Annotated in this window: 18 protein-coding genes and 1 pseudogene; 11 read left to right on the top strand and 8 right to left on the bottom strand. The window is 74.5% G+C overall.

The window, feature by feature from the left end:
- Positions 1 to 209: hypothetical protein (locus ACYVI6_RS11120; RefSeq protein WP_460446432.1), on the bottom strand; the 209-nt coding region annotated here is incomplete at its 3' end.
- Between the two features lie 136 nt (positions 210 to 345).
- Here ACYVI6_RS11120 and ACYVI6_RS11115 point away from each other — a divergent pair.
- The 3 genes from ACYVI6_RS11115 to ACYVI6_RS11105 are packed head-to-tail and all read left to right on the top strand — an operon-like array spanning position 346 to position 2,141.
- Complete coding sequence (locus ACYVI6_RS11115; RefSeq protein WP_460446431.1) at positions 346 to 1,101, top strand: SDR family NAD(P)-dependent oxidoreductase; 756 nt, start codon at positions 346 to 348, stop codon at positions 1,099 to 1,101.
- A gap of 9 nt (positions 1,102 to 1,110) precedes the next feature.
- Entirely contained in the window at positions 1,111 to 1,566 is a 456-nt protein-coding gene (locus ACYVI6_RS11110; RefSeq protein WP_460446430.1) for a MarR family winged helix-turn-helix transcriptional regulator, read from the top strand.
- Entirely contained in the window at positions 1,563 to 2,141 is a 579-nt protein-coding gene (locus ACYVI6_RS11105; RefSeq protein ID WP_460446429.1) for a GNAT family N-acetyltransferase, read from the top strand. The genes ACYVI6_RS11110 and ACYVI6_RS11105 overlap by 4 nt, the downstream gene beginning before the upstream one ends.
- Here ACYVI6_RS11105 and ACYVI6_RS11100 read toward each other — a convergent pair.
- Positions 2,131 to 3,411, bottom strand: coding sequence for an MFS transporter (locus tag ACYVI6_RS11100; RefSeq protein WP_460446428.1), 1,281 nt, complete (start codon positions 3,409 to 3,411; stop codon positions 2,131 to 2,133). The genes ACYVI6_RS11105 and ACYVI6_RS11100 overlap by 11 nt on opposite strands.
- Positions 3,412 to 3,479: 68 nt before the next feature.
- On the opposite strand from ACYVI6_RS11100, the gene ACYVI6_RS11095 reads away from it, so the two are divergent.
- Positions 3,480 to 4,154 carry a GAF domain-containing protein gene (locus tag ACYVI6_RS11095; RefSeq protein WP_460446427.1) on the top strand — a complete coding sequence of 225 codons (675 nt, stop codon included), beginning with the start codon at positions 3,480 to 3,482 and terminating at the stop codon, positions 4,152 to 4,154.
- 9 nt (positions 4,155 to 4,163) lie between these two features.
- Here ACYVI6_RS11095 and ACYVI6_RS11090 read toward each other — a convergent pair whose 3' ends face one another.
- On the bottom strand, positions 4,164 to 5,372 hold the full coding sequence (locus ACYVI6_RS11090; protein ID WP_460446434.1) for an RNA polymerase sigma factor: 1,209 nt from the start codon (positions 5,370 to 5,372) through the stop codon (positions 4,164 to 4,166).
- Positions 5,373 to 5,401: 29 nt separating this feature from the next.
- A complete protein-coding gene (locus ACYVI6_RS11085) occupies positions 5,402 to 5,725 on the bottom strand; it encodes a YciI family protein (RefSeq protein WP_460446426.1) in 324 nt (107 codons plus the stop codon).
- Positions 5,726 to 5,859: 134 nt separating this feature from the next.
- Between ACYVI6_RS11085 and ACYVI6_RS11080 the strand changes: the two are divergent.
- The 3 genes and pseudogenes from ACYVI6_RS11080 to ACYVI6_RS11070 form a co-directional block, all read left to right on the top strand.
- Positions 5,860 to 7,326: pseudogene (locus tag ACYVI6_RS11080) on the top strand (flavin-containing monooxygenase); the annotation flags it as partial.
- 96 nt (positions 7,327 to 7,422) lie between these two features.
- Entirely contained in the window at positions 7,423 to 8,268 is an 846-nt protein-coding gene (locus ACYVI6_RS11075; protein WP_460446433.1) for an alpha/beta fold hydrolase, read from the top strand.
- The gene (locus ACYVI6_RS11070; RefSeq protein WP_460446425.1) at positions 8,265 to 9,104 is read left to right on the top strand and encodes an SDR family NAD(P)-dependent oxidoreductase; all 840 of its coding nucleotides are present in this window, start codon (positions 8,265 to 8,267) and stop codon (positions 9,102 to 9,104) included. The genes ACYVI6_RS11075 and ACYVI6_RS11070 overlap by 4 nt, the downstream gene beginning before the upstream one ends.
- A 3-nt stretch (positions 9,105 to 9,107) precedes the next feature.
- Here the strand turns inward: ACYVI6_RS11070 and ACYVI6_RS11065 are convergent, their stop codons facing one another.
- Together ACYVI6_RS11065 and ACYVI6_RS11060 are read right to left on the bottom strand one after the other, a co-directional pair.
- Complete coding sequence (locus tag ACYVI6_RS11065; protein WP_460446424.1) at positions 9,108 to 9,314, bottom strand: helix-turn-helix domain-containing protein; 207 nt, start codon at positions 9,312 to 9,314, stop codon at positions 9,108 to 9,110.
- Positions 9,314 to 9,793: a DUF2975 domain-containing protein gene (locus ACYVI6_RS11060; protein WP_460446423.1), complete on the bottom strand. Its 480-nt coding sequence runs from the start codon at positions 9,791 to 9,793 to the stop codon at positions 9,314 to 9,316. Before ACYVI6_RS11060 ends, ACYVI6_RS11065 begins: the two co-directional genes overlap by 1 nt.
- Positions 9,794 to 9,912: 119 nt before the next feature.
- Between ACYVI6_RS11060 and ACYVI6_RS11055 the strand changes: the two genes are divergently transcribed.
- Together ACYVI6_RS11055 and ACYVI6_RS11050 are read left to right on the top strand one after the other, a co-directional pair.
- Positions 9,913 to 10,473, top strand: a complete 561-nt coding sequence (locus ACYVI6_RS11055; protein ID WP_460446422.1) for an NADPH-dependent FMN reductase — start codon at positions 9,913 to 9,915, stop codon at positions 10,471 to 10,473.
- Between the two features lie 98 nt (positions 10,474 to 10,571).
- Positions 10,572 to 11,258 carry a hypothetical protein gene (locus tag ACYVI6_RS11050; protein WP_460446421.1) on the top strand — a complete coding sequence of 229 codons (687 nt, stop codon included), beginning with the start codon at positions 10,572 to 10,574 and terminating at the stop codon, positions 11,256 to 11,258.
- A gap of 54 nt (positions 11,259 to 11,312) precedes the next feature.
- Here the strand turns inward: ACYVI6_RS11050 and ACYVI6_RS11045 are convergent, their stop codons facing one another.
- Positions 11,313 to 11,558: a hypothetical protein gene (locus tag ACYVI6_RS11045; protein ID WP_460446420.1), complete on the bottom strand. Its 246-nt coding sequence runs from the start codon at positions 11,556 to 11,558 to the stop codon at positions 11,313 to 11,315.
- 118 nt (positions 11,559 to 11,676) lie between these two features.
- On the opposite strand from ACYVI6_RS11045, the gene ACYVI6_RS11040 reads away from it, so the two are divergent.
- Together ACYVI6_RS11040 and ACYVI6_RS11035 are read left to right on the top strand one after the other, a co-directional pair.
- The gene (locus tag ACYVI6_RS11040) at positions 11,677 to 11,892 is read left to right on the top strand and encodes a hypothetical protein (protein WP_284288561.1); all 216 of its coding nucleotides are present in this window, start codon (positions 11,677 to 11,679) and stop codon (positions 11,890 to 11,892) included.
- 96 nt (positions 11,893 to 11,988) lie between these two features.
- On the top strand, positions 11,989 to 12,849 hold the full coding sequence (locus ACYVI6_RS11035) for an aldo/keto reductase (protein ID WP_460446419.1): 861 nt from the start codon (positions 11,989 to 11,991) through the stop codon (positions 12,847 to 12,849).
- Here the strand turns inward: ACYVI6_RS11035 and ACYVI6_RS11030 are convergent.
- Complete coding sequence (locus ACYVI6_RS11030; protein WP_460446418.1) at positions 12,835 to 14,469, bottom strand: PP2C family protein-serine/threonine phosphatase; 1,635 nt, start codon at positions 14,467 to 14,469, stop codon at positions 12,835 to 12,837. The two genes, ACYVI6_RS11035 and ACYVI6_RS11030, sit on opposite strands and share 15 nt — an antisense overlap.
- Positions 14,470 to 14,487 lie beyond the last annotated feature (18 nt).

Raw genomic sequence — 14,487 nt, 5'->3', positions numbered from 1 at the left:
TCGACCAGCTGCGAGGTCGACCAGACACGGCCCGGTTCGGCGGCCAGGCAGGCCAGCACCGCCTGCCGCAGCGGGGGACCGGCCGTCACCTGCTCGCCGTCCGGCCCGACCACCTCGACCGCCCCGAGCAGCAGCACGCGCACCGGCGTCCGTGCGGACGGCTCGGGCGTCGTCGTCGGCACCTCGACCTCCAGCTGCTCGTCGCGCACCCCGTGGCGTGCACCTCGATCCAACCCCATGCCGACGACGTCAGCCGACGTGCAGCGGACGTCGGATGGCGGGTTGACGAACGTCTGCCGCCGAACGATACTCGTCTGGTACCGAACGACATCACGAGGAGCAGTCATGGCAGCAGGACGCATCGCGCTGGTCACCGGAGCCAACCAGGGGGTCGGCAGGCAGGTGGCGAAGGAGCTGGTGGCGAACGGCGTCACCGTCTTCGTGGGGTCGCGCGACCTGGCACGGGGCGAGGCCGCCGCGGCCGAGATCGGCGACGGCGCGATCGCCGTCCAGCTCGACGTGACCGACGCGGCGTCGATCGCCGCGGCCGCCGCGACGGTCGAGGAGCGCTTCGGGCGTCTCGACCTGCTGGTGAACAACGCCGGCATCTCGAACGTCGGCGGCGAGGACCGCACGCCCGAGGAGAACGCCGCGCGCTCGGTCGCCAGCCGCGCCTCGCTCGACGAGGTGCGCGCGGTGTGGGAGGTCAACGTCTTCGGCGTGCTCGCGGTCTACCAGGCGATGCTGCCGCTGCTGCGCCGCGGCGTCGACGCGCGCATCGTCAACGTGTCGAGCGGGGTGGGGTCGCTGGCGAGCAACGCCGACCCGGGCTTCCCGTACCGCGGGATCTACGGGCCCGTGTACCCGGCGTCCAAGGCGGCCGAGAACGCGATGGTGCTGGCGATGATGATCGAGCTCGAGGACACCGACATCAAGGTCAACCTGGTGTCGCCCGGCTTCACCAGCACAGCGCTGAACAACTACGCCGGCACCGAGTCGGTCGAGGACGGCTCGCGCGAGGTCGTGCGGGTGGCGCTGCTCGGGCCGGACGGCCCGACCGGCACGTTCACCCGCTGGGAGGCGTCGCCCATCCCGTGGTAGCCATGTGCGGTGGCTGACGACGGCGAGGACCGGCGCGACGGCGTGGGCGCGTGGGCGAAGAAGTATCACCTCGCCGCCCGCGCCCTCATGGAGTCGGTGCTGCGCGAGCACGGGCTCGGGCCGACGCAGTGGTACGTGCTGCACCAGCTGGTGCACGTCGGCCCGACCATCCAGCGCGACCTCGGCCCGCTGCTGAACATCGAGCGGGCGACGCTCAGCGGCGTGGTGACGACGTTGGTGCGCAAGGGGTTCGTCGAGCAGCGGCCGGACGTCGTCGACCAGCGGCAGCGGCTGCTGAGCCTCACCGACCGCGGCCGCGAGCTGTGGGACGCGCTGCCCGACCCCGTCGCCCTCGCGCAGCGCATCTCGTTCGCCGACGCCGACCCCGAGCAGCTGGCCGTCGCCCGCGAGGTGCTGCGGCAGGCGACGCAGCGGCTCGTCGACCACATGGGCCGGTCGGGGTGACCGGCCCGACGCCGGCGCTGCCGACGCCGACGCTGCGGACCCCGCGGCTGCGGCTGCGCCCGTTCGCGGACGACGACGCCGAGGCGCTGTCCGCCCTGATGAGCGACGCGCGCGTGCTGCGCCACTGGGACGCCCCGCCCTGGACCGACCCCGGGCGCGCGACGCAGTTCCTCGCGCGGTGCCGGCAGCTCGCCGACGAGGGCAGCGGCGCGCGGTGGGTCGTCGCGCAGGCGGACGGCGGGGCGTTCGTCGGCTGGTGCAGCCTGAGCCGGTGGGACCCGACGAACCGCAGCGCCGCCGTGGGGTACGTGCTCGCCGAGCGGGTCTGGGGCCGCGGGTACGCCACCGAGGCGGCCCGGGCGGTGCTGCGCTGGGCGTTCGACACCCTCGACCTGCACCGCGTGCAGGCCGAGGTCGACACCCGCAACGCCGCGTCGGCGCGGGTGCTGCAGAAGCTCGGCTTCGTGCTGGAGGGCACGTTGCGCGAGGACTGCGTCGTCGCCGGCGAGGTGTCCGACACGTGGGTGCACGGGCTGCTGCGGCGCGAGTGGCGGCCGGACGACGTCACGACGTGACGGGTCGCGCCAGGTGCCGCTCGGCCGCGCGCGCCGCCGGGTGCAGCACCGCGGCGGCGGCGACGACGAGTGCGGCGATGAGCAGCCAGCCCACCGCGCCCCGCTCGACGGCGAGGTAGGTGTACGCCGCCGGGGCCCACACCGACCCGAGCGTGTACCCGAGCTGCGAGACGCCCTGGTACTCGCCGCGTCTGGCCGGGTCGGACAGCTCGGCCTGCAGACCCCACTCGCCGGCCGACTGGTACAGCTCGGCGCCGGTCACCGTGACGTGGCCGACCCAGACGAGCACGATCGTCACCCAGCCCACGGTGTCGTGCGTGATCAGCACGATGGCGCACGACAGCACGAAGAACGCCGCCCCCCGCCGCTCGGCGCGCAGCGAGTCGGTGACCGAGACCACCCCGCGCGCCGCGGCGACCTGCAGCAGCACCGCCATCACCGTGTTCGTGCCGAACAGCCAGGCCAGCAGCACCCGCGGCGCGTCCGTCTCCTCGACCAGCCACAGCGGGATCACCACGTTCAGCAGCACCTGGTGGGTGCCGAGCACGCCGCCCGCGACCGACGTCAGCACGTAGCCGCGGTTGCGCAGGGCGCTGCCGCGCTCGGGGTGCTCGAGGGCGGCCTCGATCGCCTCCCCGGCGTCCGCGGGGTCGGCCGGGTCGGCGTGGTGCGGCGCGGTCGCCGGCAGCCGCGCCACGAGCGCCGCGTTCAGCAGCAGCAGCACCGCGGTGGCCACCGGCACGGCGCGGATCACCTCGAGGCTGTCGGTCGCCAGCGCGAGCCCGGCGAGCAGCGCACCCAGCGTGTAGCCGACGTTGCGTGCCGCCCGGAAGTACGCGTTCGAGCTGACCCGCTGCGCGCGCGGGAAGACGTCGAACCGGTAGGCGTTGCGCGCCGAGCGGCTGGCCGTCGAGACGATCTGGACGGCGACCAGCGCGGCCACGTAGCCCGCCATGCCGCCGACGGCGAGCCACGCCAGGTAGAGCAGCGCCTCGAGCAGCGAGCTGATCGCCCACACCCGCCTGGCGCCGAACCGGTCGCTGAGCCGGCCCAGGGGCACCGCCAGCACGAACGTGGCGGCACCCGCGATCGACAGCCCGAGGCCGACCCGGGCCGCCGACAGCCCCACGACCTGGGTGAAGAAGACGGCGCTGCCGGTGAGGAAGACGCCGTCGCCGAACGCCGACAGCACCGACTGCACCGAGAGCCGGCGCACCAGCGAGGTGGGGCCCGCGAGACGGAGCAGCCGCTCGGGCAGGTGGATCGGCACCGCGCCATGCTGCCCGATCAGGCCCGTCCCGGGTGGCGGGCCTCGCCGGCCCTTGGTGTCCTGAGGGCGTGGAGCCGTTGCCCGAGGCGCGTGTCGCCGCCGTCTACCTCGACGGCATCGGTCGCGAGCCGGACGCCCTGCGGGTGCTGCAGTCCGTCGCCGACCGTGCCGCCGCGCTGGTCCCTGCCCTCGTCGGGGTCAGCGTCACCGTGGTCGTCGACGGCACGCCGTACACCCTGACCGCGACCGCCGAGAGCCTGCAGGCCGCCGGTCACCTCGACCGGTCCACGACGCCCGACCGCGGCGAGGCCATCGAGGTCTCGGACCTGCTCGACGAGGGCGCGTGGCACCTGTTCGCGGCCACCTCCGCCGCACCCGGCGTCCGGTCGTCGCTGTCGCTGCCCCTGGTGCTCGAGGACGGCCCGGCGGGCGCGATCGACCTGTACGGCAGCGACCCGGCGGCCTTCGACGACCGCCTCGCGTCCCTCGCCACCGCGTTCGGCGTGCCCTTCGACCTGCTGGTGGCCAACGCCGACCTGCCGTTCGAGACGCGCCGGCAGGCCGAGCAGCTGCCCGGCCGGCTCAGCGAGGAGGACGCGTCCGCTCGGGCGGTGGAGGCGCTCGCGGCCCAGCGCGGCTGGTCGACCGAGGAGGCCGCGCGACGACTGGCCGACGCCGCCGAGCGGGCCGGCGTCGAGCAGTCGCGCCTCGTGCAGGCGCTGCTGCGGCTCGACCGGCCCTGACCAGTCGGGTCAGCCGACCCCGAGCTGGTCGCGGCGACGGGTCAGGTGCGCGACCTCGGCGCCGTTGCCGGCCAGGCCGATCGCCCGGTCGTACGCCGCGCGCGCCGGTCCGCGCTCGCCCAACCGGCGCAGCAGCTCGGCCCGGGTGACGTGGAACGCGTGGTACCCGTCGAGCGCGTCGGCCAGGCGGTCGACGGCGGCGAGCGCGACCTGCGGCCCGTCGAGCTCGGCCACGGCCACCGCCCGGTTGAGGGCGACGACCGGTGACGGGTCGAGCCGCACGAGCTGGTCGTACAGCGCCACCACCTGCGACCAGTCGGTGTCGCGCGCCTCCCTGGCCGACGTGTGCACCGCGTTGACCGCCGCGAGCAGCTGGTACCGGCCGGGCCGCACGCCGCTGTCGAGCCGCTCGCGCACCAGCCGGTGCCCCTCGGCGATCAGCGCGGCGTCCCACGACGAGCGGTCCTGCTCGGCGAGCACCACCAGGTCGCCGGACGCCGAGAGCCGGGCCGGGCGGCGCGCCTCGGTCAGCAGCATGAGCGCGAGCAGGCCCGCCACCTCGCCGTCGTCCGGCACCAGCGAGCGCAGCAGCCGGGCGAGCCGGATCGCCTCGCCGGTGAGGTCGGCGCGCACCGGGTCGTCGTCGGGGCCGCTCGCCAGGTAGCCCTCGTTGAACACCAGGAACAGCACGGCGAGCACGCCGGGCACCCGGGCGGGCAGGTCGGCGGCGGACGGCGCCCGGTAGGGGATGCCCGCGGTGCGGATCTTGGTCTTGGCCCGGGTGATGCGCTGCCCCATCGTCGCCTCCTGCACCAGGAAGGCCCGGGCGATCTCGGCGACCGTGAGCCCGCCGACCAGCCGCAGCGTCAGGGCCACCCGCGCCTCGGTGCTCAGGGCCGGGTGGCAGCAGGTGAAGACCAGCCGCAGCCGGTCGTCGTCCACGGCGCCGACGGGCTCGGGCGGCTCGTCGACCGGCATCAGCGCCCCTCGTTCCTTGGTCTCCCGCTTGCCCTCGCGGCGCAGCCGGTCGAGGGCCTTGCGGCTCGCGGTCGTGGTCAGCCAGGCGCCCGGGGTGCGCGGCACGCCGTCGAGCGGCCACCGCTCCACGGCCGTCGCGAAGGCCTCCGCGGCGGCGTCCTCGGCGACGTCGAGGTCGCCGAAGCGCCGGGCCAGGGTCGCCACGACCCGCGCCCACTCCTCGTGGTGCGCGCGGGTCAGGGCCGCCTCGGCGTCGCGGGCCGGCTCGGCTACAGGAACGGCCGCACCTCGACCTTGCGGTTGCAGGCGCGCGACCCCTCGGTGGCCAGGGCGAGCGCGACGTCGAGGTCGGGCGCCTCGAGGATCCAGAAGCCGATCACGTGCTCCTTGGTCTCGACGAACGGGCCGTCGGTCACCAGCCCCCGGCCCTCGCGGTCGTCCACCACGGTCGCCGTGTCGGGGCCGCCGAGGCCGCCGGCGAACACCCAGTGCCCCGCCTGCCGCAGCCGCTCGTTGTAGACGTCGATGGCCGCCATCTCGGCGTCGTCCGCCAGGTCGGTCCGGTCGGTGATCACAGACACCAGGTACTGCACGGTCGTCTCCCTGCGGTTCCGGCGGGCCCTCGCTGGGCGCCGCTCACCAGGACGACGAAGACCCCGCCCCGGATCCGACACCTCGTCGAGGCATGATGCACCGTCACCTCGACGCAGCGGACGACGGAGGCACGATGAGCACGGGCACGACCGTCGAGCACCTCGACGTCCTGATCGTCGGGGCCGGGCTCTCCGGCATCGGCGCGGCGTACTACCTGCAGCGCGACCACCCGCAGCGGTCCGTCGCGCTGCTCGAGGCCCGCGAGGCGTCCGGGGGTACCTGGGACCTGTTCCGCTACCCCGGCGTGCGCTCCGACTCCGACCTGCACACCTTCGGCTACGAGTTCGAGCCCTGGCGCGCCCCGCAGGCGGTCGCCGGCGCCGACCAGATCCTCGCCTACCTGCGCGACACCGCGGCCCGGCACGGCATCGACCGCCGCACCCGCTACCACCACCGGGTGGTGTCGGCGTCGTGGTCGTCGGACGACGCGCGCTGGACCGTCGACGTCGAGCGCACCGACACCGGCGAGCACGTCGAGCTGACCTGCTCGTGGCTGTTCTGCGCCGGCGGGTACTACCGCTACGACCGCGGCCACACCCCGCAGCTGCCCGGGCTCGACCGCTTCGCCGGCCCCGTCGTGCACCCCCAGCACTGGCCCGCCGACCTCGACGTGCGCGACCGGCGGGTGCTGGTGGTCGGCAGCGGGGCCACCGCCGTCACCCTCGTGCCGGCGCTCGCCGAGACGGCCGCCCACGTGACCATGCTGCAGCGCACCCCGTCGTACGTGCTGCCGATCCCGTCGCACGACCGGCTGGGCGTGGCCCTTCGCCGCGTGCTGGGTGACGAGCGCGCCCACCCGCTGATCCGACGCATCAACATCGGCAGGGGTCGGCAGACGTGGCGGCTCGCGCAGCGGTACCCCGCGCAGGCCAGGCGCTTCATCCGCTGGGTCAACGTCCGTCAGCTGCCCCCCGGCTACCCGGTCGACGAGCACTTCAACCCGCCGTACGGGCCGTGGGACCAGCGGCTGTGCGCCGTCCCCGACGGCGACCTGTTCCGGGTCATCCGCGAGGGCCGGGCGGACGTCGTCACCGACCGCATCGAGACCTTCACCGAGACCGGCGTGCGGGTGGCGTCCGGTGCCGAGCTGGCCGCCGACGTCGTCGTCACCGCCACCGGGCTCGACGTGCAGGCGATGGGCGGCGTCCGGCTGACCGTCGACGGCACCGACGTCCGGCTGCGCGACACGGTGTCGTACAAGGGGATGATGCTGAGCGGCGTGCCGAACCTGGCGTACGCCATCGGTTACACGAACAGCTCGTGGACGCTGAAGGTCGGGCTGCTCTGCGAGCACTTCTGTCGGTTGCTGTCGGTCATGGACGCGCAGGGGTACGACACCGCGCGCCCGGAGCCGTCCGACCCCGACATGCCGACCCGGCCGCTGCTCGACTTCGGGGCGGGCTACGTGCAGCGCGCCGTCGACCGGCTGCCGCAGCAGGGCGACCGCGCGCCGTGGACGACGTCGATGGACTACTGGGTCGACGTCGAGCAGCTGGGTGCCGACCGCGTGCTCGACCCCGAGCTGCACCTGTCGCGCGCCGGTGACCCCGCGGGCGGCGAGGCCGCCCGCGACCGGTTCGTCGACCTGCCGGCCGGTCCACGCATCTGCTACCGCGTCGACGGGCCGGACGACGGCATGCCGCTGCTGCTCGTCGCCGGCCTCGGGCTCGACCTCACCTCGTGGCCGCAACCGATGGTCGACGGCTTCGTGGGGCGCGGGTTCCGCGTCATCCGCTTCGACAACCGCGACATCGGCCGCTCGAGCCGCGCCGACGTGCCCCGGCCGGGTCGCCTGCGCCAGCTGCTCGCCCGACCCCGGCCGGACGCCTACGACCTGGGCGACATGGCGGCCGACGCGTACGGCCTGCTCGACCACCTGGGCGTCGACCGCGCGCACCTCGTCGGCATGTCGATGGGCGGGATGATCGCGCAGACGCTCGCCGCACGGCATCCTGATCACGTGGCAACTCTCACCTCCGTCTTCTCGACCACCGGGCACCGCGGCGTCGGCCAGCCGGCGCGCTCGACGCTGCGGTACCTGGCCCGACGGCCGGCCCGCACCGTCGAGGAGTCGCTCGACCGGCACCGCACCCTGCTGCAGCACATCGGGTCGCCGACGCTGCTGCCGGACGACGACGTCGAGGCCGCGTGGGCCAGGGGCGTGTGGGAGCGCGGTGGCGGACGGCGGGCCCGGGCCGGTGTGCCGCGGCAGATCGGTGCCATCCAGGCCTCCGGCGACCGCACGCCGGAGCTGCAGCGCATCACCGCGCCGACGCTGGTGGTGCACGGCGCTGCCGACCGCATGGTGCACCCGACCGGCGGGCGGGCCACCGCGGCGGCGATCCCCGGTGCGCGCTTCGTCGAGCTCGCCGAGATGGGGCACCACCTGGCGCCCGGGGTGGTCGACGAGCTGGTCGAGCTGACGACGGAGCTGGTGCGCGAGAACGGGTTCGCCCCCGTGCAGGAGGTGGCGGCCCGATGAGCGCCGTGCGCGGCAAGGTCGCCGTGGTGACCGGGGCCGGCTCGGGCATCGGCCGGCAGCTGTCGTTCGAGCTCGCGCGGCGCGGCGCCCGGCTGGCCGTGTCGGACGTCGACGAGGGCGGGCTGGCCGGCACCGCCGAGCGGGCGCGCGCCCTGGGCGCCGAGGTGCACGCGGCCCGGCTCGACGTCGCCGACCGCGAGGCCGTCGTCGCCCACGCCGGCGCGGTGGCGGACCACTTCGGCGTCGTGCACCAGCTGTACAACAACGCCGGGGTGGCCGGCGGCAGCGGCGTGCTCGACAGCGAGTGGGTCGACTACGACCGCATCCTCGGCGTGAACCTCATGGGCGTGGTGCACGGCACGAAGGCGTTCCTACCGCACCTGATCGCGTCCGGCGACGGGCACGTGGTGAACGTGTCGAGCCTCAACGGCGTGCTGGCCCAGGCGTCGATCAGCGCCTACAGCGCGAGCAAGTTCGCGGTGCGCGGGTTCACCGAGTCGCTGCGCAGCGAGATGCTGATGACCCGCCACCCGGTGCAGGTGACCGTCGTGCACCCCGGCGGCGTCCGCACCAACATCGCGAACGCCGCCATGGCGCAGGCGCGCGCCGAGGGCCGCCTCACGCCGGACGACGAGCGGCGCACGCGCATGTACAACGACAAGCTGCTTCGGATGCCGCCCGAGCAGGCGGCGAAGATCGTGGTCGACGGCGTGGAGGCCGGTCGGTCGAGGGTGCTCGTGGGCAACGACGCGCGGATCGCCGACCTGCTGGTGCGCCTGCTGCCGTCCGCCGCCCCGCGCATCGCCGCCGCCCTGGAGCGGCGCGTCAGCCGCTGAGCCTCAGTCGGCGACCCACTCCAGCAGGTCGCCGGGCTGGCAGCCGAGCACGCGGCACATGGCCTCGAGGGTGCTGAAGCGCACCGCCTTCGCGCGGCCGTTCTTCAGCACCGCCACGTTGGCCGGCGTCAGACCGACGAGCTCGGCGAACTCGCCGACGCTCATCTTGCGCCGGGCCAGCTCGACGTCGATGCGCACGACGATCGCCATCAGATGACCGTCTCGAGGTCGGTGCGCAGCTCGGTCGCCTGCAGCAGCAGCGCCCGCATCACCAGCAGCAGCAGGCCGAGCACGGTGACGCCGGTCGTGACGAGGAACAGCAGCAGCGGCAGGCCGGGGTCGTCGGCGTGCAGCCCGACGTACAGCAGCACGCCCACGAGCGTCGCCCAGGCCGCGCCCACCGCCCAGACGATGCCGTCGACCCAGGCCAGCGAGGCCGGGCTGAAGATGCGGTCGTCGCGCACGAAGGTGAGCAGCCGCCAGGTGCACACCACGACCACCTCGACGCACAGCACCCAGAAGACCGTGACGACGGTCGCCGGCCAGCGCAGGTAGGCGTCCTGCGGCGACTGCTCGGTCATGTACCGGAACTGGCCGGGCAGCGACATCACCTGGAAGAGCACGAGCACCCCGAAGAGCACCACGAGGAAGAGCCGGAGGGCGGTGACCGCCCGCTGCGTCGTCAGCATGCATCGAAGATCGCTCATGATCTATCGAAAGTCAACCGGTCCAGCACCGTGGCATCCGTATTGTGGACTGACTCGGTCGACAATGGCGGACCCGGGAGCGCCGGTCGTACGGTCGGGCGATGTCGAACCCGTCCGCCGCCGGCACGCACCCGACGATCGTCGCGGTCGTCGGCAACCCCCGTCCCTCCTCGCGCACGCTGTCGCTCGCGGCGCTGGTCGCCGAGCGGCTGGCCCGGCTGACGTCGGCGCCGTCGGCGTCCGTGGTCGTGCTCGACCTCGCGCGGCTGACCGAGCAGCTCGGTGCACCGCTGGGCGCCGACTCGGCGGCCCGGTGGCGGGCACCGCTCGCCAGCCTGCACGCGGCCGACGTGCTCGTCGTCGCCACGCCCACCTACAAGGGCAGCTACACCGGCCTGCTGAAGTCGTTCCTCGACCACGTCGGGGCGGACGCGCTGGCCGGCGCGGTCGCGGTGCCGGTGACCACGGTGGGCGGCCCGGCGCACACGCTGGCCGCCGACGTGCACCTGCGACCGCTGCTGCTCGAGCTGGGCGCCTCGACGCCCACGACCGCGCTGGTGGTCGGCGAGCAGTCGCTCGACGCCCCGGACGACGTGGTCGACGCGTGGGTCGCCCGCAACGCCGCGCAGCTGCGCGCCGCCGCGGCGGCGACGGTGTCCTGACCGGCCGAGTTGCGGTGCGGCCCCGGGGTGTCATCGTCAGTAGTCAGACGTCCGACAGCGGCGCCGGGCCTCGGCCCGTACATCCACAGGAGGACATCGTGAGCAGCAGCTACGACTCCGGACCCCCGTCCGGTCAGCGCACCGAGCACGCCGAGCCGGCGCGCACCACCGGCGAGGTCGACCCGAAGCGGCGCGACCGCAAGGACCGCGTGCTCGACCTCGACCGCGCCGAGGTCGTCGCCCGGCAGAAGGAGGCCTACGGCGGCATCAAGATCGGCTCGGCGTTCTTCGGGTGGCTCACCGCCACCGGCACCGCCGTGCTGCTCACCGCGCTGATCGCCGGAGCGGGCACCGCCGTCGGCGTCGCCACCGGCACCGACACGTCGTCCGTCACGAACCAGGCCTCGCAGAACGCCGGCACCATCGGCATCGCGGGCGGCGTCGCGCTGCTCGTCATCCTGCTGGTCGCCTACTTCTGCGGCGGCTACGTGGCCGGGCGCATGGCGCGCTTCAACGGCGCCAAGCAGGGTGTGGCGGTCTGGCTGTGGGCCGTCGTCATCGCGATCGTCGTCGCCGTCGTCGGGTTGATCGCCGGCAACAAGTACAACGTGCTGGCGAACACCAACGCCTTCCCGCGCATCCCGGTCGACGAGGGGTCGCTCACCACGGGCGGCATCATCGCGCTCGTCGCCGCCGCCGTCGCCGCGCTGGTCGGTGCTGTGCTGGGTGGTCTCACCGGCATGCGGTTCCACCGCAAGGTCGACAAGGCCGGGCTGAGCGACTGACCCGCTGACGCACCGGAGGGCCCCCGCGCGCTGCGCGGGGGCCCTCCGTCGTCGTCAGGCCTCCTGCTGCGCCGCGCTGTAGCCGAGCTGCAGCGCGTCCGACAGCGCCACCACCGACAGGCGGCGGCGGGCCGCCACGCCCAGCGCCGCGACGGCCGCGCCGTACGCACCCATCAGCAGGGCGTACCCGCCGAGCGGTCGGTCGGCACCGGCTCGGTCGGCGCCGGTCTCGTACTGGGCCCACAGCCGCGCGACCTTGCTGCGCGCGCCGTCGGCGGTGGTCGTCTCCCCGAGGGGCACCCGTCGAGCGTGCCAAGGGCCGGTCGGTCTGGCGCGCCGGACCCGGCTCGGCTTGCGCGGCGCCGCAGCGGTGCGAGGGTCACCACGACGGACGGCACACGACCCGGAGGAGCGACGCATGCAGGTCAACAAGCGACAGGTCGTCGACCACCTGCGCGGCAGGGGCGACGAGGACCAGGCGCAGCACGCCGAGGCGACGCTGCCCGACACCGTCGACCTCGAGGAGCACGAGGACCTGCTGGCCGACCTCGGCGTCGAGCCCGCGGCGCTCACCCGCGGTGCCGGGTCGCACGACGACGGCGAGGGCCAGCAGGTGCAGAACACCCCCGGCTGACCCGCGGGCACGTCGGTTCGGGTGGCGAGAGGTCGGCGCTGCTGCCTAGCGTGGTGAGCCGCCTCGTTCGGCGGCGCACCGACGAAGGGACACCAGATGACCGTCGCCAGCAGCGGCACGATCGACCTGGGCGGCAAGCCCGTCCACCGGCTCGGGTACGGCGCCATGCGGATCACCGGCAAGGGCGTGTGGGGCCCGCCGGACGACCACGACGAGGCGGTGCGGGTGCTGCGGCGTGCCGTCGAGCTCGGCGTCACGTTCATCGACACCGCCGACTCCTACGGGCCGTACGTGTCCGAGGACCTGATCCGCGAGGCGCTGCACGACGGCACCGGCTACGGCGACGTCGTGATCGCCACCAAGGGCGGGCTGACCCGGCACGGTCCCGACGTCTGGCCGCCGCTCGGCCGTCCCGAGTACCTGCGCCAGTGCATCCTGATGTCGCTGCGCCGGCTCGGCGTCGACCGCATCGACCTGTGGCAGCTGCACCGCATCGACGCGAAGGTGCCGGCCGCCGAGCAGTTCGGCGAGATCAAGTCGTTCGTCGACGAGGGCCTGGCGCTGCAGATCGGTCTGTCCGAGGTGACGGTCGACGACGTGCGGGCCGCGCGCGAGGCCGGCCTCGACGTCGTCTCGGTGCAGAACCGCTACAACCTCGGCGACCGCTCGGCCGAGGAGCTGCTCGACCTCTGCACCGACGAGGGCATCGCGTTCATCCCGTGGGCGCCGGTGGACGCCGGGGCGCTGGCCCGGCCGGGCGGCCCGCTCGACGAGGTGTCGCACCAGCACGAGGGCGTCACCACCTCGCAGCTGGCGCTGGCCTGGCTGCTGCGCCGCTCGCCGGTGATCGTGCCGATCCCGGGCACGTCGTCCGTCGCGCACCTGGAGGAGAACCTCGGCGCGGCCGACGTCGAGCTGACCGACGAGGAGTTCCGGCTGCTGTCAGACGCCGCGTAGCGCCGGTCGGTCGGCGGGCAGCACCCGCACGACGAGCAGCACGACGTCGTCCTCGGCCGGCCCGCCGAGCCGCTCGATCAGGTCGTCGCAGAGCTGCTCGACGTCGAGCTCGTGGGTCTGCTCGAGGGCGGCACGCAGCCGGTCGAACCCCTCCTGCAGGCCGACGTCGCGGCGCTCGACCAGCCCGTCGGTGAACAGCACCAGCGTCGACCCCGGCGCGAGCACGCGCGTCTGCTCGCGCCGCGGGTCGTCGGTCAGCGCGTACCCGAGCACCCCGAGCAGCGGGTCGGGCGTGGTCTCGAGCAGCCGGGCGGTGCCGTCGGGCTCCACCAGCACCGGCGGCGGGTGACCGGCGTTCGACCACCGCAGCACCCGCGACCCGTCGTCGAGCGGCGGGTCGAGCTGCGCCAGCACCGCGGTCGCCATGATGCCGACGCCGAGCCCGTCGATGGTGCCGTCGAGCACGGTGAGCACCCCTGCCGGACCGGACGGGGCAGCGGCCGCGACGCCGCGCAGCAGGTTGCGCACCTGCGACATGGCGGCGGCGGCGTGCTGGTCGTGGCCGGCGACGTCGCCGACCACGAGGGTCGTCGGCCCGTCCGGCGGCACGAAGGCGTCGTACCAGTCGCCGCCGATGCGCGCGGTGGCGGACGCCGCCTCGTACCGCACGGCGACCTCGAGGCCCGGGGAGGTCACCGGCCGGGCGAGCAGCACCCGCTGCATGCTCTCGGACATGCTGCGGTCGCCGGCGCGGGCGGCGATGCGGTCGAGCGCCTGCACGATCGTGCGGGCCACCAGGCGCAGCAGGCCGAGGTAGTCGTCGCGCACGGCGAGCTGGTCGCTCAGCCGGGCCACCAGCACGGGGTGCGCGGCCTGCGCGGCGCGTGCACCGGGTCGCAGCGTGACCCAGGCGACGGGGCCGGACGACGTCTGCTCGACCACCACGTCGTCGGTCAGCGGCACGCGGGGCCGCACCGGCAGCCCGGTGTCGCCGAGCACGCTCGGGGTACCGGCGACCCGCAGGTCGACCGCGGGCAGGTCGTCGGGGTCGGTGCGCAGCACGGCCAGCGTGCGGGCCGGCAGCGCCGCGGCGTCCTGCACGTCCGCCAGCTCGCGGCCCAGCCGGCTGAGCAGCGCGAGCCGGCGCCGGTCGAGCACGTGCCGCGTGGTCTCGTGGGAGACGTCGACGACGCCCTCCACGGTGCCGTCGGGGGCGTGCACCGAGGAGTACGAGAACGTGAAATAGCACTCCTCCAGGAAGCCCTGCCGCCACAGCGGCACCAGCGCGTCCTCCAGGTACACCGCCTCCCCGGACCGCGCCTGCTCCAGCAGCGGCCCCACCTGGTGCCACGCCTCCGGGAACACCTCCTGCACGGGGGCGCCGAGCGCGGTCGGGTGCTTCTGCTCGATGAGCTCGACGTACGCCTCGTTGTAGAGCATCAGGCCCTCCGGGCCCCACACGAGCGTCATCGGGAAGCGGGTGCGGTGCAGCAGATCGAGCACCCCGAGCAGCGTGGGCGACCACGACGACGTCGGCCCGAGCGACGTCGCCGCCCAGTCGACGCGCTCGTACGCCTCGCGCAGGCTGCCGGCGGCCGCGAACGTCACGTCTGGGTGCACGAGCGGTCACTCTACGGC

It is taken from the genome of Angustibacter aerolatus, assembly GCF_054776675.1.
This window is presented reverse-complemented; position numbering and strand designations above follow the sequence as displayed.

Bases quoted from the DNA above. Each gene is read 5' to 3' on its own strand.
- ACYVI6_RS11055 (WP_460446422.1), top strand. From the start codon at position 9,913: ATGTCGAACCCGTCCGCCGCCGGCACGCACCCGACGATCGTCGCGGTC.
- ACYVI6_RS11035 (WP_460446419.1), top strand. From the start codon at position 11,989: ATGACCGTCGCCAGCAGCGGCACGATCGACCTGGGCGGCAAGCCCGTC.
- ACYVI6_RS11115 (WP_460446431.1), top strand. From the start codon at position 346: ATGGCAGCAGGACGCATCGCGCTGGTCACCGGAGCCAACCAGGGGGTC.
- ACYVI6_RS11065 (WP_460446424.1), bottom strand. From the start codon at position 9,314: ATGGCGATCGTCGTGCGCATCGACGTCGAGCTGGCCCGGCGCAAGATG.
- ACYVI6_RS11040 (WP_284288561.1), top strand. From the start codon at position 11,677: ATGCAGGTCAACAAGCGACAGGTCGTCGACCACCTGCGCGGCAGGGGC.
- ACYVI6_RS11070 (WP_460446425.1), top strand. From the start codon at position 8,265: ATGAGCGCCGTGCGCGGCAAGGTCGCCGTGGTGACCGGGGCCGGCTCG.
- ACYVI6_RS11075 (WP_460446433.1), top strand. From the start codon at position 7,423: ATGCCGCTGCTGCTCGTCGCCGGCCTCGGGCTCGACCTCACCTCGTGG.
- ACYVI6_RS11060 (WP_460446423.1), bottom strand. From the start codon at position 9,793: ATGCTGACGACGCAGCGGGCGGTCACCGCCCTCCGGCTCTTCCTCGTG.